At 73.5% G+C, this 18,771-nt stretch carries 14 protein-coding genes; 8 read left to right on the top strand and 6 right to left on the bottom strand.

The annotated features are described in order from the left end of the window. Nucleotides 1–4: 4 nt before the first annotated feature. Together ACJOT3_RS02865 and ACJOT3_RS02860 are read right to left on the bottom strand one after the other, a co-directional pair. A complete protein-coding gene (locus tag ACJOT3_RS02865; protein ID WP_406968410.1) occupies nt 5–457 on the bottom strand; it encodes a GNAT family N-acetyltransferase in 453 nt (150 codons plus the stop codon). 23 nt (nt 458–480) lie between these two features. Continuing rightward, nucleotides 481–1,911, bottom strand: a complete 1,431-nt coding sequence (locus ACJOT3_RS02860; RefSeq protein ID WP_406968408.1) for an isochorismate synthase — start codon at nt 1,909–1,911, stop codon at nt 481–483. Between the two features lie 365 nt (nt 1,912–2,276). Between ACJOT3_RS02860 and ACJOT3_RS02855 the strand changes: the two genes are divergently transcribed. From ACJOT3_RS02855 to ACJOT3_RS02825, 7 genes are all read left to right on the top strand, one after another. Beyond that, nucleotides 2,277–3,944 (top strand): glycoside hydrolase family 10-like protein, encoded by a 1,668-nt coding sequence (locus ACJOT3_RS02855; protein WP_406968448.1) that lies wholly within the window; start codon nt 2,277–2,279, stop codon nt 3,942–3,944. A 199-nt stretch (nt 3,945–4,143) separates the two neighbouring features. Next, nucleotides 4,144–4,359, top strand: coding sequence for an AarF/UbiB family protein (locus ACJOT3_RS02850; protein ID WP_406968406.1), 216 nt, complete (start codon nt 4,144–4,146; stop codon nt 4,357–4,359). A 991-nt stretch (nt 4,360–5,350) separates the two neighbouring features. Then, a complete protein-coding gene (locus ACJOT3_RS02845) occupies nt 5,351–5,752 on the top strand; it encodes a TOBE domain-containing protein (protein WP_406968404.1) in 402 nt (133 codons plus the stop codon). Then, nucleotides 5,745–6,566, top strand: coding sequence for a molybdate ABC transporter substrate-binding protein (gene modA / locus ACJOT3_RS02840; protein ID WP_406968402.1), 822 nt, complete (start codon nt 5,745–5,747; stop codon nt 6,564–6,566). Before ACJOT3_RS02845 ends, modA begins: the two co-directional genes overlap by 8 nt. After that, on the top strand, nt 6,563–7,387 hold the full coding sequence (locus ACJOT3_RS02835) for an ABC transporter permease (RefSeq protein WP_406968400.1): 825 nt from the start codon (nt 6,563–6,565) through the stop codon (nt 7,385–7,387). Before modA ends, ACJOT3_RS02835 begins: the two co-directional genes overlap by 4 nt. Continuing rightward, a complete protein-coding gene (locus ACJOT3_RS02830) occupies nt 7,384–8,421 on the top strand; it encodes an ABC transporter ATP-binding protein (protein ID WP_406968398.1) in 1,038 nt (345 codons plus the stop codon). The genes ACJOT3_RS02835 and ACJOT3_RS02830 overlap by 4 nt, the downstream gene beginning before the upstream one ends. A gap of 176 nt (nt 8,422–8,597) precedes the next feature. Next, complete coding sequence (locus ACJOT3_RS02825; RefSeq protein WP_406968396.1) at nt 8,598–8,882, top strand: DUF3040 domain-containing protein; 285 nt, start codon at nt 8,598–8,600, stop codon at nt 8,880–8,882. 40 nt (nt 8,883–8,922) lie between these two features. Here the strand turns inward: ACJOT3_RS02825 and ACJOT3_RS02820 are convergent, their stop codons facing one another. The 3 genes from ACJOT3_RS02820 to ACJOT3_RS02810 all read right to left on the bottom strand — a co-directional run bounded on the left by ACJOT3_RS02820 (nt 8,923) and on the right by ACJOT3_RS02810 (nt 15,476). Then, complete coding sequence (locus ACJOT3_RS02820) at nt 8,923–12,753, bottom strand: penicillin-binding transpeptidase domain-containing protein (protein WP_406968394.1); 3,831 nt, start codon at nt 12,751–12,753, stop codon at nt 8,923–8,925. A 375-nt stretch (nt 12,754–13,128) separates the two neighbouring features. Continuing rightward, a complete protein-coding gene (locus tag ACJOT3_RS02815) occupies nt 13,129–14,475 on the bottom strand; it encodes an FAD-dependent oxidoreductase (RefSeq protein WP_406968446.1) in 1,347 nt (448 codons plus the stop codon). 305 nt (nt 14,476–14,780) lie between these two features. Further along, nucleotides 14,781–15,476 (bottom strand): lysophospholipid acyltransferase family protein, encoded by a 696-nt coding sequence (locus ACJOT3_RS02810; protein ID WP_406968444.1) that lies wholly within the window; start codon nt 15,474–15,476, stop codon nt 14,781–14,783. Between the two features lie 270 nt (nt 15,477–15,746). On the opposite strand from ACJOT3_RS02810, the gene ACJOT3_RS02805 reads away from it, so the two are divergent. Next, complete coding sequence (locus tag ACJOT3_RS02805) at nt 15,747–16,391, top strand: cyclase family protein (RefSeq protein ID WP_406968392.1); 645 nt, start codon at nt 15,747–15,749, stop codon at nt 16,389–16,391. A gap of 46 nt (nt 16,392–16,437) precedes the next feature. Here ACJOT3_RS02805 and ACJOT3_RS02800 read toward each other — a convergent pair whose 3' ends face one another. Then, complete coding sequence (locus tag ACJOT3_RS02800) at nt 16,438–18,558, bottom strand: FUSC family protein (RefSeq protein ID WP_406968390.1); 2,121 nt, start codon at nt 18,556–18,558, stop codon at nt 16,438–16,440. Between the last annotated feature and the right edge of the window lie 213 nt (nt 18,559–18,771).

Here is an 18,771-nt window from a genome sequence, read left to right as displayed (position 1 = left end):
GGAGCTAGAGGTCCTTGCCGAAGCACAGCGACGAGGGCGAGTCGGCGTAGGCGCCGAACGGCTCCACGGGGGTGTAACCGGACTTGGTGTAGAAGCGCACCGCGTCGGGCTGGCGGTCGCCGGTCTCCAGCCGGAGTCGCTTCCAGCCCCGGCCGCCCGCCCACTCCTCCAGGGCGGCCAGCAGCAGCGCGGCCGCACCCGAGCCCCGGTGTTCGGGCAGCACGTACATCCGCTTGACCTCGCCGCCCTCGTCCGGCCCCAGGTCGCGCAGCCCGCCGCAGGCCACGGCGGTGCCGTCGGCGGTCCGGGCCAGGGCGAACACGGCGATGTCGGACGCGGACGGGGGTGTGCCCGGCTCGGAGTCGGGGGTGCCGTACCTTTCGGCGATCTCGGTGCGCTGGCCGGCCCGCAGGGCGGCGGCGTCGGGGTCGTCCCAGGTCACGAAGTCGATCTGCATGGCCGTACGCTAGCCCCGGCGTGTTACGCGCCCGTTTCCCCCGGCACACCGGCACCGGCGCCCGCTCCTGTGCCGGCGCCCGCTCCTGTGCCGGCACCCGCTCCTGTACCGGCACCCGCTCCCGTACCGGCACCCGTTCCCGTACCGGCGCCCGCATCCGCGCCGGCCGCGTGCTCCGCGGTGTCGGTGAGGGCTTCGCGCACCGGCCGGAACTTGGACTCGGTCTCGGCGATCTCCGCCTCCGCCTCCGACCCGGCCACGATCCCGCACCCCGCGAACAGCCGGGCCGTCGCCCCGTCCACGTGCGCGCTGCGCAGGGCGATGCCCCACTCGGCGTTGCCCGCGCCGTCCACCCAGCCGACCGGGCCCGCGTAGCCGCCGCGGTCCATGCCCTCCACCTCGTCGATCAGCCGCATCGCCGTGGGGGTCGGGGTACCGCCCACGGCGGCCGTCGGGTGCAGGGCGGCCACCGCGTCCAGCGCCGACACCCCCGGCCGCAGCCGGGCCTGCGCGCGGGTGGCCAGGTGCTGGACGTTGGCCAGCCGCAGCAGGTGCGGCCAGGCCGGGACCGCCAGCTCCTCGGCCAGGGGGGCCAGCGCGTCGCGCAGGGAGTCCACCGCCAGGCCATGCTCCTCCACGTCCTTGGCCGAGGACATCAGCTCCTCCGCCAGGCGCCGGTCGGCCGCCTCGTCGGCGCCGCGCGGGCGGGTGCCCGCCAGCACCAGGGAGGTCAGGTCCGGGCCCTCCCGGCGCAGCAGCAGCTCGGGGGTGGCGCCGATCATGCCCGCCACCGAGAACGTGAAGCACTGCGGGTAGCGGGCGTGCAGCCGCTCCAGCACGGTGCGCACGTCGATGGGGGCGTCGGCCCGGGCGATGAGGTCGCGGGCCAGCACCGCCTTGTCGAGCTCCCCGGCGCGGATGCGCGCGACGGTGGCGGCGACTACCTCGCCCCACTCCCCGGCGGTGCGCTCGCCCGTGCTCCAGGTCAGCGGGCCGACCGGACGCGGGGCGGGGGCCGGGTACAGCAGCTCCTCGGGGTGGACGCCGGGTTCGTCGGTGACCGTGGTCAGCCACGCCCGGTCGCCGCGGCGGCCCAGCAGGACGCGGGGGACCACCATCGTGGAGCCCGCGGAGGTGGGCGAGAACGTGAACGTGCCGAAGGCCACGACACCGGTGCCCGGCAGGCCGATCCCGTCCTCCACCTCCGACTGCTCCAGCACGCCGTTGAGCCAGCGGGCGGCCTCGGTGAACCGGGTGGTGTCGGTGGGCTCGGTGCCCGCCGGCTCGGCGGCCAGGCTCCAGTGGGCGGCCCGTCCCCAGCCGACCAGTGCGTTGTCGCCGGTCAGCCACGCCAGCGGGGCCCCGGCGGGCAGACGGCGCACCAGGGAGTCGGCGCCGCCGCGCAGCGGAACGGTCCGAACGAAGAGTTTGGGTGGGCACACAGCGGCGTTCACGTCACCCGAGTCTAGGACTCCCGATGTGCCCGCCGACCCGGGGCGGGGGAGGTCGGAGGGGGAGGTCAAGGCCCCCGGCGGGGGGCGGGGCGCGGCGGGGCGACGGTTTCCGTACCCGGGACCGGGGAAACCGTGGGGATTCCGGGGGCTGCGTTGACCTGCGGAGATGTTCCCGAACTCGGGCTTGTGCGAGGTTGTCCACAGATTGGCTGAATCGTGTCTGAAAATTGACATTGTCCTCTACTCTGGTCCACGGCACGGTGCCCCGGGGACGGGCGCCGCCCACCGGTTCCAGAGGAGACGTTGCTTTGAAGGGTTCTGTGGCACGGACCGTGACCGCACCGCGCGCCGCGCGGTGGGCGGCCATGGCCGCCGCGTCCACCGTCCTGCTCGCCGGATGCGCCGCCGGCGTCCCGGGGGGAGTGCTCGGCGACGGCGCCAGCGGCAGCCGCAACGGCGACAGCGCCGACGGGGGCAGTGCCGACGGCGGCGTCGGCGGCGGTGGTGGCGGTGGTGGAGCGGGCGGGGCAGACGGGGCAGGCGGCACCGTCCGGGCCGCGGACGCGCTGTGCGCCGCCGACTCCGACCGGCAGATGCGCGGCGCCTGGCTCACCACCGTGCGCAACATCGACTGGCCCTCCGAGCCCGGCCTGTCCGCCGACGAGCAGAAGGCCGAGCTGGACGCCTACCTCGACGACGCCGTCGCCATGGGCCTCAACGCCGTGTTCCTGCACGTGCGCCCCACCGCCGACGCCGTGTACGCCTCCGACAAGGAGCCCTGGGCCCGCTACCTCACCGGCGAGCAGGGCGGCGACCCCGGGTACGACCCGCTGGAGTACGCCGTGGCGCGGGCGCACGAACGCGGCCTGGAGATGCACGCCTGGTTCAACCCCTACCGGGTGGGATTGCAGGACCCCGACATCGAGAACCTGGTGGACGACCACCCCGTCAAGAAGAATCCTGAGTGGCTGGTGGACTACGGCACCGAGGCCTACGTCGACCCCGGCAACCCCGAGGTCCGGGAGTGGGTCACCGGCGTGATCATGGACGTGGTCGAGCGCTACGACATCGACGGCGTCCACTTCGACGACTTCTTCTACCCCTACCCCAAGGACGGCGAGGAGTTCGACGACGACGCCTCGTGGGAGGCGCACGGCGGCGACTTCGACGACCGCGGCGACTGGCGGCGCGACAACGTCGACCAGCTCATGCGCGACGTGCACGGCGCCATCCAGGAGACCAAGCCGTGGGTGAGCTTCGGCGTCTCCCCGTTCGGCATCTGGCGCAACCAGAGCACCGACCCCAGCGGGTCGCCCAGCTCGGGGCTGCAGTCCTACGACGCCCAGTACGCCGACACCCGCACCTGGATCCGGGAGGGCACCGTCGACTACGTCGCACCCCAGCTGTACTGGGAGCGCGGCTTCGGCACCGCCGACTACGAGGCGCTCACCGACTGGTGGGCGGACGAGGTCGCCGGCAGTGGTGTGGAGCTGTACATCGGCCAGGCCGCCTACCGCCTGGGGGAGAGCGGGTGGACCTCCGACGACGCCCTGTCCACTCAGCTCGACTACTCCGGTGAGCTGGAGGAGGTCGGCGGCGACGTCTACTTCTCCATCAAGAGCCTGCGCCAGAACCGGGACGCGGTGGAGCATTTGCTCGGCGGCCACTACGCCGACCCGGCGCTGCCGCCGCGCACCGACTCCGGCGAGGAGGAGGCGCGGGTGGGCGCGGTGGCCGGGGTGTCGGCCAGCGCCGGTGAGGACGGGGATGGGGTCGAGGGCGGGGTCGAGGTGACCTGGGAGGCCGCCGAGGGCGCCCGCTTCTACGCCGTGTACCGGCTGCCCGCCGAGGTGGCCGAGGCCGGGGACGAGACGGTGTGCGAGGCGCTCACCCCGGCCAACCTCGTCGGCGTGACCGGCGGCACCGCGTTCGACGACACCGGTGCGGGGGACGACGTGGTGTACGCGGTCACCGCCCTGGACGACTACCGCGCCCAGGGGCCGCTCGGCGGGGTCGCCGACCCGCGCGGGTGACCGGGGGCGGTTGACTGGGAGCGGGTGACTGGGACCGGGTGACCGGGGGTGGTTGACCGGGATCGGGTGACTGGGAGCGGGTGACCGGGGGTGGTTGACCGGGACCGGCCGCGGCCCCGGGCCCCTTGGGGCCGGGGGCTGTGGTGCGTTGCTGACATAGTCGCTTCTCGCGTACCGGAACGAACATCCCCTGCCCCGGGTGGAACCGGGTGGAAAGCGACGACGTGGAACCCTGCTCGCCTCGGACCCCGAACGCATCGGTCGTTACCTGCTCACCGAACGCCTGGGCGCGGGCGGGATGGGGCGGGTGTACCTGGCCCGTACCCCGTCCGGCCGCCAGGTCGTGGTCAAGGTGATCCGCCCCGAGTACGTGAAGGACGACGAGTTCCGGGCCCGGTTCGTGCGCGAGGCCTAGGCGGCCCGCCGGGTGGGCGGTCTTCTGCGGCCGTCACCCCCTTGGGGTCGGGAAGGCGATCGGGGCGGGGGTCTCACCCCCTGTGGTCGGGGAGGGCGGTGGGGGCGGGGGTTACCCCGTCTGTGGTTGGGCTTTCAAGCGAGGTCTGTGCAACCGCGGGTTTGCAGTCGGGGCGTCTTTCCGTGGACCTGTGTGGTCGGGGGTGTGTGCTGTGCCCCGACCCGTCCCCTGGAAACACCCCCACCACCGGGGACGTGCGGGAGACGCGTACGTCTTTTTGGTCTGCCGGGCGTCGTACCGTGGGGACGGCTCCGCGCCCAGCCCGGGTCTGTACGTTCCCAAGGGGTGCCCCGTGGAGACCAACGCGACCGAGAGCGGTCTCCGCACACCGCCCTCCGCAGATGGCGGGGGTTTTGGAAACCTGCTCTTGCTGTCTCACCCCCGGCACACCGGGCCGAGTCCCGCTCTACCGACACCCCCTGGGGTCGGGGCGGGAGGCCTCGTGCGGCCGTCACCCTCTGCGGCGGGGGAGGCACAGCGCACTCCGGCTGGGGCTAAGGCCCCGGGTAGGTGACCGGGCTGTGGTTGAGGTCCCAGGCGGGTGGGAAACCCCCTGGGGTGGGGTGGTCAGGGAGGTGGTCGGGCTGGGGCCCCGGGTAGGTGGGAAACCCCCTGGGGGCGGGGAGAGGAAGCCTCCTGCCGCCCTAGGAGGTGTGGGTGATCGGCTTCGTGCTCCTGTTCTTCCCCCTGGGGATCGTCCTGATGGTGTTCTTCCAATGACGCGCTGAAGGTCCGACCCGTGCTCGTTCCGGCACCACCGCCGCCTCGAACGGAAGGCGACGACGTGGAACCCCTGTTCACCGCGGACCCCGAACGTATCCGCCGTTTGGATGATCATCTGACAAGTGCGGCCGTTCGGCGGAGAGAAAGTTATGATCCACTAGCCATAAAGGGCTAACGCCCTCGCAACTGCGAGCGGTAGATTCCTCCCATGCCCACCTTCCAGATCAGCGAGGCCGCCGAGCTGCTCGGCGTCAGCGCCGACACCGTGCGCCGCTGGGTCGACTCCGGACGCCTCAACGCCACCCGCGACACGTCCGGTCGCCGCCTCCTCGACGGGGCCGACCTGGCCGCCTTCATGCGCGAGGGGTCCCACCAGGACCCCGACCGCCACCGTTCCTCCGCGCGCAACCGCTTCCGCGGACTGGTCACCGGGATCGTCCGCGACACCGTCATGGCGCAGGTGGAGATCCAGGCGGGACCGCACCGCATCGTCTCGCTGATGAGCCGCGAGGCCGCCGACGAGCTCGGCCTGGAGGTGGGCACCATCGCCACGGGCGTGGTCAAGTCCACGAACGTGATCGTCGAAACGACCGGAGAACACCATGCGTGACATCCCCCTGCGTCTGGCCGCGGCCCTGGCCGCCGCGACGCTGGCCCTCACCGCCTGCGCGGCCGAGGACACCGGCCCCGAACCGGGGGAGGAGGCCACCACCGGGGAGGAGCTCACCGGAGAGCTCACCGTCTTCGCCGCCGCCTCCCTCACCGACGTCTTCGAGGATCTGGCCGAGGAGTTCCAGGCGCAGCACCCCGGGGTGGAGGTCGTCTTCAACTTCGCGGGCAGCAGCGAGCTCGCCGCCCAGATCAACTCGGGCGCCCCCGCCGACGTGTTCGCCGCCGCCAACACCTCCACCATGGGCCAGGTCGTCGAGGGGGAGGGCCTCGCCGAGGACTGGGCCGGCGAGCACGGTGCGGACGGTGCGGTCTTCGCGACCAACACCCTCCAGATCGCCGTGCCCGCCGACAACCCCGCCGACATCGAGGACCTCGACGACCTGGCGGAGGACGGTGTCTCCGTCGCGTTCTGCGCCGAGGAGGTCCCCTGCGGCTCGGCCACGGTGACCGCCCTGGACGCCGCCGGGCTCGACATCACCCCCGTCACCTACGAGGAGGACGTCCGCGCTGTCCTCACCAAGGTCGAACTGGGCGAGGTCGACGCCGGCCTCGTCTACCAGACCGACGTGATCGCCGCCGGGGAGACCGTCACCGGCATCTCCTTCCCCGAGGCCGACGAGGCCGTCAACGACTACCCGATCGCCCTGCTGGCCAACGCGCCCGCCGCTGAGTTGGGTGACGCCTGGATCGACTTCGTGCTGTCCGAGACCGGCACCGCGGCTCTCACAGAGGCGGGGTTCGGCACCCCGTGACCCGCAGTTCCGTACGGACCGGGCCCGCGCTGCGGGCCCGGTCCGGGCGTCCGCCCTGGCCGCTCGTCCTGCCCGCCCTGGTGGCCATTGCTTTTCTTGTTCTGCCCCTGCTCGGCCTCATCGTGCGCGCACCCTGGTCCGACATGGGCCGTCGGGTCACCGAACCCGACGTGCTGGCCGCGCTATGGCTGTCGCTGTCCACCGCCACCGTCACCACCGCCCTGTGCCTGGTCTTCGGGGTGCCGCTGGCCTGGCTGCTGGCCCGCACCGAGTTCCCCGGGCGGCGGTTCGTGCGCGCCCTGGTCACCGTGCCCCTGGTCATCCCGCCCGTGGTCGGCGGTGTGGCGCTGCTGCTCGTGCTCGGACGCAACGGCCTGGTCGGGCAGTACCTGAACGCGTGGTTCGGGATCACCATCCCCTTCACCTCCGTGGCCGTGGTGCTGGCCCAGACCTTCGTCGCCATGCCGTTCCTGGTGATCAGCGTGGAGGGCGCCCTGCGCGGGGCCGACCGCCGCTACGAGGAGGCCGCCGCGACCCTGGGCGCCGGGCGGGTCACCGTGTTCACCCGCGTCACCCTGCCCATGGTGCTGCCCGGCATCGGCGCCGGGGCCATCCTGTGCTGGGCCCGCGCCCTGGGCGAGTTCGGCGCCACCATCACCTTCGCCGGGAACTTCCCCGGCACCACCCAGACCATGCCGCTGGCCGTCTACATGGCCATGCAGCGCGACCCCGAGGCCGCGATCGTGCTCAGCCTCGTGCTGCTGCTGGTGTCCCTGGCCGTGCTGGCCACCCTGCGCGAGAAATGGGTGAACACCGCATGAGCGTGCTCTCCGCGGACCTGCGGCTGAGCCGCGGCGAATTCGACCTGGACGTTGCCCTGTCCGTGGCCGCCGGGGAGGTGCTGGCCCTGCTCGGCCCCAACGGGGCCGGCAAGTCCTCGGCGCTGCGCGCCCTGGCCGGGCTGCTCCCGCTCACCGCCGGGCACGTGCGGGTGGACGGGGACGACCACACGCGCACGCCCGTGGAGCGGCGGCCCATCGGCATGGTGTTCCAGGACTACCTGCTGTTCCAGCACATGAGCGCGCTGGACAACGTCGCGTTCGGGCCGCGCTGCCACGGTGAGTCCAAGGCCGACGCCCGCGCCCGCGCCGCCGAACTGCTCGACCACATGGACCTGGCCGGGTACACCCGCGCCCGGCCCCGGAACCTGTCCGGCGGGCAGGCCCAGCGGGTGGCGCTGGCCCGCGCGCTGGCGGTGCGCCCGCGCCTGCTGCTGCTCGACGAACCCATGGCCGCCCTGGACGTGAGCACCCGCCTGCACGTGCGGGGACGGCTGCGCCGCCTGCTGGAGGAGTTCGACGGGGCGACGGTGCTGGTCACCCACGACCCGCTGGACGCCATGGTGCTGGCCGACCGCATCGCCGTCGTCGAAGACGGCCGGGTGGTCCAGGAGGGCGCGCCCGCCGAGGTGGCCCGCCGCCCCCGCACCCCCTACGTGGCGCGGCTGGTGGGGCTCAACCTGTTCCGCGGCCGGGCCGACGGCACCGCGGTGTTCCTGGACGGCGGGGCGGTCGTGGAGGTGCACGAGGCGCACCACGGGCCCGCGCTCGTGGCGTTCCCGCCCCGGGCCGTCGCCCTGTACCGGCGGCGCCCCGACGGCAGCCCGCGCAACCTGTGGGAGCTGACCGTCGACGGGGTGGAGCGGTTCGGCGACCAGGTGCGGGTGCACCTGACCGGAGCGCTCGACCTGGCCGCCGACATCAGCCCGGCCGCCCTGGCCGAGCTGGGGCTGGTCCGCGGTGACACCGTCTGGGCCGGGGTCAAGGCCGCCGAGGCCGAGTGCTACCCCGGATGACCGCTCGCTGAGACGTTCTTCCCACCTGTCGGGACGCCGCACGGCGGTGACCTGCGGGGGCCGCAGATGGCCGGGAAAACCCGCGGAACCCGGGATATCCCCGCGCTTCGCGGGGGAGACTGTAGGACACCCGGTGGCGACAGTAGTCCTTCCCCCGGCCGCTGAAGGAGGGTGCCATGTCCCTGAGAGAGCACGAGCGGAGAATCCTCGAAGAGATCGAGCGGCGGCTCAGCGAAGAGGAACCGGAGCTCGCCGAGCGCCTGGACTCCTTTGGGGACCCCGACGCGCCCGCCGACCCCGGCCTGAGCGGCTGGAAGCCCTGGGTGGCCTGCGGCCTGATCGCCGCCGTCACCGCCGGGCTGCTGGTCCTGCTGTTCGTCCTCACACCCGGCGCGCCCCAGCCCGCCGAGCAGCCGTCCGCGCCCGCGCAGACGGTCCAGCCCGCCGACGAGAGCCGGTAGACGGCGGGCGACCCGACCGGGGCCGCCCGCCGTCCGCGCGTCACAGCGCGTTCGTGAACTTCGCGGCGATCGGACCGGCGACGGACGAACCGCCACCGCCGCCCTCCACCACCACGGCGAACGCGACGTCGCCCTTGAAGCCGACCATCCACGCGTGGCTGGGCAGCTCCTCGCCCTCCTCGGCCGTGCCGAACTCGGCCGTGCCCGTCTTGCCGTACACCTCGCCCTGGAAGGGCAGGTCCTTGGCGGTGCCCTCGGTGATCACCGCGCGCATCATCGTGCGCAGCGCCTCCGCGTTGGGGATCGGACGGGGCTCGGGCAGGTCCCCGGCGGCCGGCTCGGTCACCAGCAGCGGGGGCCGCCAGTTGCCGTCGGCGACCGCGGCCGGGACCGTGGCCATGTGCAGCGGCGAGGTCTCGACCTGGCCCTGGCCGATCGCCTGGGCGCCCAGCATGACGGCGCCCTCGGAGAGCGGGTAGACCGGCTCGAACGTCGGGACGCCGATGTCCAGCGGGGCGTTCATGCCGAACAGCTCGGCGCTGGCCAGCAGGGCGTTCCCGTCGATGTTGTCGACCGAGGCCCGGACCAGCGCGGTGTTGCAGGAGGTGGCGAACGCCTGGGTCATCGACTGCGCGCCGTACTCGGCACCGCCCGCGTTCGTGAACTCCCAGCCGCCCGGGTTGTACTCCTTGGGGCAGTCGAACGGGCTGTCCAGGGTCATGCCGTCGTCCAGCAGCGCGTTGTAGGTGATGACCTTGAACGTCGAACCGGGCGGGTAGCGGCCCTCGAACGCGCGGTTGAAGCCGCCGGGGACGTTCACCGCCGCGAGGATCTCACCGGTGGACGGCCGGATCGCCACCATGCCCGACTCCTCGGGGGCGTTGATGATGGCGCTGGCGGCGGCGTTCTGCACCGCCATGTCGATGCTGGTGACCACGTTCTCGCCGGGGGCGCCGTCCAGGCTGGCGACCGTGTTCTCCTCGGTCGCCTCCACGGCGTCGGCCTCGGTGCCGGAGTCCACCATGACGATGGTGGTGGCGGCCTGCCCGGCCAGCCGCTCCTCGTAGGTGCGCTGGAGCCCGGTGGCGCCGACGGTGTCGCCGACCCGGTAGGCGGGGCCCAGCCGCTCGACGTCCTCCTCGGTGGCCTCGCCCATCGTGCCGACGAGCATCTGCAGCGACCCGGTGATGCTCGGGTCGTCCAGGCGGGTGCCGTCGGCGGCGTGGATCTGGCCACGCTCGCCCCACACCGCGGTGCGGGCAAGGGTCTGGCCCTCGGTCAGGCCGGGGAAGGCGACCTCGGGGGAGAAGTCGACCAGCCACTCGCCGTCCTGGCGGACCAGGGGGAGCTCGCCCTCCCAGCCCCAGTCGCCGGCGTTGGACAGGCCGACGGACACCTCGTAGGTGGCGGTGCCTGTGTCGCCGTCGGTGGTGGGCTCGCCGACGGTGACGTCGACGTTCTCCACCCCGATGCCGGTGGCGATGCCGCCGAGGACCTCGGCGGGGTCGCCGCCGGTGGTGACGGCGGCCATGGCCTCGTAGTCCTGCGCCTCCCAGGCGGCCGCGTACGCGGTGGTGGCCTCATCGGCCTGGGGCAGGTTGAGCACGTACCAGGAGACGCCGCCGCCGATCAGCGCCAGCACCACCACGGCGGCGATGCCGCCGAAGAGCAGCCCGCGCCGGGACTTGCGCGCCAGCGGCTCGGGCCGCTCCGGCTCCGGCACGGCGGTGTTGCCGTTGTAGAGGTACTCGAAGCCCTCGCGCCGGGGCTCGTCCTGCGGCTCGCCGTCCCAGTCGTCCCAGTCGTCACGCGGCCCGCCGGGCCCCTGCGGCGGCGGCCCGCCGCGGCCCCCCGCCGCAGGGGGCCGGTCGCCCCACATCGGCGCCTCGTCCTGCCCGGCGTCGCTCCACGCCCCACCGGCCTGTTGCGGCCCGCTGTCGGTGTCGTCCCACGAGTCGCCGGCTCCGCGCCCGTCACGGGACTGGTCGCCCCACATCGGCGCGTCGCCCTGCTGGGTCTCGCCGGGCCGGCCGCCCCAGGTGTCACCCGCTCCACGCCCGTCGCGGGGCTGGTCGCCCCACGCGGGCGCTTCGTCGCCGGGGGTGCCCCATGTGGCGCCGGTCGGCTGGGGGCCGCTGTGCGCGCCCCGCGCGGGCTCGTCACCGGAGTCACCCCAGGTGGCCCCGGTCTGCTCGCCCCAGGAGTCGCCTTGGCCGCTGTCGCCCCAGGTGTCGCCTGTTCCGCGCGCGTCGCGGGGCTGGTCGCCCCACGCGGGTGCGTCGTCCTGGCCGGATTCGCTCCATGCCGCGGTGGTCTGCTCCGGGTCACCGCCCCAGGCGGCGCTGGTCGGCTGTGGTCCGCTGTTGGTGCTGTCCCAGGTGTCGCCGTGGTCGCTGTTGCCCCAGGTGTCACCGGAACCACGTGTGTCGCTGGGCTGCGCGCCCCACGCCGAGGCAGCGTCGCCGCTGCCGGGGGTGCCCTGCCGCGGTCCACTGTGCGCGCCCCGTGTGGGCACGTCGTCGGCGTCGCCCCATGCGGCGGTGGTCTGCTCCGGGGCGTCGCCACCCCAGGCGGTGCCGCCTGCGTCGGAGCCGCTGCCGCGGTGGGCGCCGCCGGTCTGCTCACCCCATGCGGGTGCGTCGTCCTGGCCGGAGTCGTTCCATGCCGCGGTGGTCTGCTCCGGGTCGCCGCTCCAGGCGGCGCTGGTCGGCTGGGGTCCGCTGTTGGTGGTGTCCCAGGAGTCGCCCTGGCCACTGCCGCCCCAAGCGGGTGCGTTGTCGGCGTCGCCGGAGGAACCCCAGGCCGTGGCGCTCTGCTGGGGTCCGCTGTGCGCACCCCATGAGGGCGCATCGTCGCCGCTGCCGGGGGTGTCCCAGGCGGCGGGCTGCTGCGGGTCGCCGTGCGTGCCTCGGGTGCCGGGGGCATCGACGTTCGGCGGGGTGCTGCCCGGCTGGTCGCTCCAGGCGGCACTGGTCGGCTGGGGCCCGCTGTTGGTGGTGTCCCAGGAACCGCCCTGGTCGCTGCCACCCCAGGCGTCACCGGAACCGCGTGTGCCACCGGGCTGGTCGCCCCAGGCGGGCGCGTCGTCAGTGTCGTCGGGGGTGCCCCATGCGGCGGTGGTCCGCTCGCTGTGGGCGCCACCAGGCTGGTCGCTCCAGGTGGTGCTGGTCGGTTGGGGCCCGCTATTGGTGCTGTCCCAGGCGTCACCGGAACCACGCGTGCCGCCGGTCTGCTCACCCCATGCGGGGGCATCGTCGCCACTGCCGGGGGTGCTACCCCAGGAGGTGCCGGTCTGCGGCGGTTCGCCGTGCGCACCGCGGCCGCTGCCAGCACTGGTTCCCTGCGGGGTGTCGCCGGGCTGGTCGCTCCAGGCGGCACTGGTCGGCTGCGGTCCGCTGTTAGCGCTGTCCCAGGTGTCACCCTGGTCATTGCCACCCCAGGCGTCACCGGAGCCACGTGCGTCGCCGGGCTGCTCATCCCATGCGGCGGTGGTCTGCTCGGCGCCGCGTCGGTGGGAGCCGGGGGTGTCGGCCGGGTCGGGGTCGGCGGACTGCTTGTCCGTCGAGAACCAGCCGGAGCCGGGCTCCTCGGCCGGCTTCTCCGGGGTCTCCCAGTCCCTCCAGGTGTCCGTGGGAGGGGTCTCGTCGGGGCGCGGGGACGCCCACTCGCCGGTGGGCCCCTGGGCGGCCGGGTAGGGGGTGTCCCAGCTCTCGGGACGGTCGGACGCACCACTGGCGGCCGCCCCGCCCGCGGCCGGGGGCCGCTGCGGAATGCGATAGGGGTTCTCCGGGCGAACTCCTCGGGTCGGGGTGTCGCCCGACTCCTCGGGCGGCCCGGAGGAATCCGGTTGCCGGGGGGACCGTTCGTCCACGCCTGACCGTCCTTCGTCGTTTTTCGGGGAGAATACCAAGATGCCCCGCTCCCACCTCAGTGGGAGCGGGGCATGAGGCTGATGGTCGGCATGGCGGTCGCCTCTCGGCGCGGGGCACAACGGGGCTCCGGACCGTACGGTCTCCCCTGGCGGGGGCCGTACGCGGTATTCCGCGAAGGCAATAGTTGAGGCCCGGGGGACACTTGCTACCACACCGACCAACAGTGACTCTAACCCATGGAACCGGGCCGTTGTTCCATGTTCCTCCGGCGAGTCGCATGTGCAATCTCACGGTGGAAACCACCGCCCGGAGGGGAATAGGAGGTGCCGGCCCCGCAGAGGGGCGCGGGGCCGGCCGGGACGTTCGCGCGGGGGTCAGCCCTGGCGCGCGACCGTGGTCTGTTCGTCGCGGGTGAGCAGCTTGAGGCGCTTGCGGCCGCGCTCGGCCCCCAGCTCCTCTTCGCGGGCCTCGATCCGCTGCCAGCCCTCCCAGGTCGTGTACTCCACGCCGCGCTCCTCCAGCAGGGCCCGGAACGCGACCGGGTCCGGCTCGGCGGCCGGGGTGAACGACTCGCGGTCGGAGACCAGGTTGGTGACGGTCTCCAGGGCGTCGCCCTTGGTGTGGCCGATCAGGCCCACCGGTCCGCGCTTGATCCACCCGGTGGCGTAGACGCCGGGGATGTGGTTCTCGTCCAGGTCCAGGACCCGGCCCTCGCGGTTGGGGACGACGCCGTTCTCCTCGTCGAAGGGCAGGTCGGCCAGGGGCGAGCCCAGGTAGCCGATGGCCCGGTAGACGGCCTGGACCTCGTGGTCCACGTACTCGCCGGTGCCCTTGACCCCGCCGTCGCCGGTGAGCTCCATGCGCTCGGTGCGGAAACCGGTGACCCGGTCCTCGCCGAGCACCGCCACCGGCGAGTGCAGGAAGTGCAGGTGCAGGCGGACGTCCTCACCGCGCGGGTCGCGCAGCGCCCAGTTCTGGAGCACCTTGACGTTGGTCTTGGTCTGGTTGGAGTCCTCGCAGGCCTGGAGGCTGCCCTCGTCCATCTCGAAGTCCTCGGGGTAGACGACGACCTCGACCCCGGGCTGCTTGTCGAGCTCGCGCAGCTCCATCGGGGTGGCCTTGCACTGGGCGATGCCGCGGCGGGCGAAGACGTGCACGTCGGTGATCTGCTTGCTGCGCAGGCCCTCGTACACGTTGTCGGTGATGTCGGTTTCGAGCAGGTCGTCGGCGTTCTTGGCGAGGATGCGGGCGACGTCGACGGCGACGTTGCCGGCGCCGATCACGGCGACGCTGGTGCCCTCGACGTGCCAGGACGGCGAGACGTCGGGGTGGGAGTCGTACCAGAAGACGAAGTCGGCGGCCCCGTGGCTGCCCGGCAGGTCGATGCCGGGGATGTCCAGGGGGCGGTCGCGGTCGCTGCCGGTGGAGAAGATGACCGCGTCGTAGTGCCTCTGCAGGTCCTCCAGCTTGAGGTCCCGGCCGTACTCGACGTTGCCGTAGAAGGTGATCTCGGGCTTGTCGAGGATCTTGTGCAGGGCCCCCTGGATCTGCTTGATCCGGGGGTGGTCCGGGGCGACGCCGTAGCGGACCAGGCCGTAGGGGGAGGGCAGCTTGTCGAGGATGTCGATGCTGACGGACGTGCCGCACGCGGACAGGGTCTCGTCCTTGGTGAGCAGGTCGGCGGCGTAGATGCCCGCCGGACCGGCACCAACGATTCCCACTCGCAGGGGTCGCGTCATCGCACAGCTCCAAGTCTTCGCGCCAGGGGTCGGACGCCATCTAAAGGTAAGGCTTGCCTAATCTATCCGGTGTTGGCACCGGTAATCCCCACTATACTGGTGGGGAATTCTGCCCCCGCCTCCGGGGTGCGGCCGTCGGCCCCGGGCGGCGTTCGCGCACCCCGGTGACCCGGCATCCCAGCTGGGGCGGGGGTCGCGGCGCGCCCGAAGGCCGCGCCCGGTGCCCCTCAATCAGGGGTCAACGCTCCGCCAAGGGCGAATCAGCCCCGAGCGTACTGTGGGGAAAGTCACCCGCGAGGGCCGCCCTGTCCCAGTTCGGCCTTGACCGAGGCCGCGTAGCGGGCCACCCGCTCCTGGCCGGACAGCTTGGCGATCGCCTCCATGATGGCGTCGGTGGCCTCTCTGCGGGGCTTGGCCCGGTCCGCCCGGCCCGCCCACGGGGACAGGTCCACGGGCTCGCCGAAGCGCACGCCCACCCGGTTGAACGAGGGGACCCGGCGCCCCGGCGGCAGGATCCGCTCGGTCCCGGCCAGCGCCACCGGCACCACCGGGACACCGGTCGTCAGCGCCAGCCAGGCCAGCCCGGTCTGCCCCTTGTACAGGCGGCCGTCGGGGGAGCGGGTGCCCTCGGGGAAGATCCCGAAGACCTCGCCGCGCTCCAGCACCTCCAGGCTGTTGTCCATGGCCTCCTGGGCGCTCTGGCCCGGGCGGCGGTCCACCGACAGCTGGCCGAGCCCGCGCAGCACCCGCGCGAACGTGCGCCGGGGCAGCGTGCCCTCGTCGAACAGCTCCTGCTTGGCGATGAACCGCACCGGCCGCGGGCAGGCGACGCCGATGAACAGCGGGTCGATGAGCGCCAGGTGGTTGGCGGCCAGGATCAGGCCGCCCGTGCGGGGCACGTGGTGGGCGCCCTCCGCCTTCACGGGCCACATCATGCGGGTCGCGGGCGCGACGACGGCCTTGGCCGCTCCGTACAGTGACACCATGAAGTGGACCCTTCTCCCTGCGTGATGCGAATCCGCGGTGGCCGGGGGGACTCCGCGGAACCGCCGCCACGTGCGTTCACCGACCTTATCGGGCCCGCGGAGCGGACCGGCGGGCCGAGGTGGGCCGACCGCGTCCGGGGGGTTCCGCGCGTGATCCCGGAACAGCAAGATGGTGGCGTGTGTCACACACGCTAGGCTCATGGTCTAGACCTCTGGCGCAGGTCGGGGGTCGTGCACCGGACGCGCTCGTGAAGCGAGGAAACAGCCATGTCCAAACCGGTCGACGTCAGCCACCAGATCACCGACGGGATGACCACTTGCCCCGGTCTCCCGGAGCCGCACATCACCGAGGCCTCGGCCGTCCAGGGCGTCGGGCACGGCGACGGCGGCAGGGTCACCATGGCCGGTGCCACCGGCACCTACATCGAGATGCCCGCCCACCGCTACCGCGACGGGGCCGACCTGGCCGACCTCGACCTGGACCGGGTGGCCGACCTGCCCGGCACGGTCGTCGACGCCGTCGGCGCCCGCCAGATCGGCCCGGAGGCGTTCACCGGCCTGGAGCTGCGCGGCCGGGCCGTGCTCATCCGCACCGGCTGGGACCGCCGCTGGCGCACCGAGGCCTACGGCGACCACGACCACCCCCACCTGACCGAGGCCGCGGCCAAGACCCTGGTCGAGGCCGGGGCCGTCCTGGTCGGCATCGACTCCGTGGGCGTGGACGACACCTCCCCGGCCGCGGAGGGGGCCCGCCCGGCCCAGGCGGTCCTGCTCGCCGCGGGCGTCCCGGTCGTCTCCCACCTGTGTCTGCTCGACGAGTTGCCCGCCGAGGGCTTCCGGTTCTTCGCCGTCCCCGCCAAGGTGCGCGGGCTGGCGGCCTTCCCCGTCCGCGCGTTCGCCCTGGTCGGCTGAGTCCGGGGACGGGGAGGACGGCCCCGGGCCCCGAGGGACCCGCCGCCTAGAGGTCGGCGTCGAGGTCCCTCTGGGCCCGGTGCCGTTCCACCTCGGCGCGCTTCTCGGCCTCCAGCCGGGCCGCCCGCTCGTCCTGGGCGACGGCACCGGCCATGGCCGTGGACAGGGCGCGCAGCTCCATGTTGATCCGCGGGTAGGCGGGCAGCCGGGGCAGGGCGCCCATCCGCGGGGTGCGCCGCTCCCGCATCGCCGAGATCAGCTCGCGGAACGCCAGGTCCACCCGCTGCAGCGTGATCGTCCCCACCGGCTCGGGTTTTTCCAGGGCCAGCGCCGACAGGGCCAGGTATCCGGTGCGCTGGGTGGCCACCACCACCGGCCACAGCGGCTGCGTGGAGGCGGCGCGCGGCACGTCGCCGATGGCGCTCTCGTAGACCCCGCGCAGGCTCACCAGCGCCGCGCGCATGTCCCGCCGCAGCTCGTAGCGGAGCCTGCCGTCGATCACGGTGTCCTGGTCCAGCACCATCGCGATGCAGCGGCGCGCCTCCTCCAGCACCCCGACGATCGACTGCGGCAGCCGCGTCGCCGACGCGCCCCGCCACAGCAGCATCGCCCCGGCCAGGCCCACCAGGGACCCCACCACGGTGTCGATGATGCGGGTCTCGGCCAGCTCGGTGATGGGGTGCGGGGCCGCCGTGTACGACAGCAGCAGCGCCATCGGGGTGATCAGCAGCGAACCGTAGAAGAAGTTGCGGCCGATCACCAGCTGGGCGGCGCCCTGGAACAGCCCCGCCAGCACGATGACCCCGATCAGCGGCGGGTGCGAGGCGATGAGCAGCGCCCCGATCACGACGCCGAACAGGGTGCCCAGCGAACGCTGCACCGACCGGTTGAGGGTCAGCACCACGTTGCCGCCCTGGAGGACGGCCGTGGTGGTGATGCCCACCCAGTAGGAGTTCTCCAGCCCCACCGCCATGGCCAGCACACCCGCCGCCGTCACCGTGATCCACATGCGCAGGGCGGTGGGCCGGATCAGCGACTCCTGGCTGAGGCTGGAGCGCAGCGCGCCCCACAGCGCCGGGTAGCGCTCGTCGTGCAGGGTCCGGGCGCGCTCGTCGTCGTCCAGCCCGCCCGCGTCGCGGCGTTCGGTGGTGGCCGCCCGGGCCATCAGCCCGTACAGGCGGGCCTCCAGGGAGCGCGGGCGCATGCCCCGGCGCAGCCCGTCCAGGTCGGCCGGGTCGGGCGCCTTCTCCGGGGCGGCGACCGCGGCCGCCATCTTCTCGGCGAACGCGGCGGCCTCGGGCGGCAGCGGCGTGGGCCGGGCCATGCACACCTGCGTGGTGGCCAGGTGGATGTCGGAGACCCAGCGCAGCAGGGAGCGCAGCCGGGCCGCCTCGTCGCTGGTGCGGTAGCCGCGGGTCTGCGCCAGCAGCACCATCCGCCAGGCGTCGGCGACCGCCACCGACGCGTCGTGCTGGGCGTGGTCGAGCTCGGGGGTGCCCACCGCCCGCAGCAGAACCGCGAGCTTGCGGTACGCCCCGGCGACCGCCTGCCGCTCGGGGTGGCGGGCGCGCACGAAGACACCCGACATGGACACCGCCCAGCCGACCGCGGCGCCGAACGCGGCGATGAGCGCGTGCAGCGGAACGTCGGCCAGGCCGCCGGGGACGATGGTGGAGATCGCGCCGACCAGCACGAAGAACATGGGTCCGGGCTTGTCCACCCGCCAGGCCGCGCACACCCAGGTGGCCAGCCCGGCGGTCAGCCCGATGGAGAACACCGCCGCCCACGGGGACAGCGCCGAGGCCACCGAGCCCAGGGACACGCTGATCACGAACCCCAGCCCGACCAGGGCCAACGCGGCCGACCGGTAGACGTAGGGGGTCTTCTTCTCGTACAGGACCGTCATGGAGCCCATCGCCGCCAGGGTGGCGACCTGCGGGTCGAACAGCCACGCGGCCAGCGCGAAGGAGGCGGTCATGGCGATCGCGGCCTGTGCCGCGGTGGTCCAGGCCCAGGCACCCGATTCCAGCCCGAAGACGGCGCGCAGGTCCACCCGCGGCCGGGGGCGTTCGCCGACGGCGACGCGCCGGGGCCCCGGGTGCGAGGTGTCGCCCACGTCGAGGGGTCCGGTATCGCCCGTGGTTCCCAGATCTCGCACGTGCCCCATCCTAGACCGGGACGAATCGGTACTCATGCCCCAGAGGACGCGTTACCCCTGTATTCGGGTTCGGCCTCGCACCGGTGTCCTGGGCCACCCTCCACCCGCCGCCGTGTGTCCCGCACCCCGCCGCGCCGGTCCGCCGGTCCGCTGATCTGCCCCGACGCCGTCGCGGTGTCCGCCCGCACGGTGCGGGGTGTCCTCGGACACCTCTGGCGGTCC

It is taken from the genome of Nocardiopsis protaetiae (genome assembly GCF_045446735.1).
Lineage (GTDB): Bacteria > Actinomycetota > Actinomycetes > Streptosporangiales > Streptosporangiaceae > Nocardiopsis > Nocardiopsis protaetiae.
This window is presented reverse-complemented; position numbering and strand designations above follow the sequence as displayed.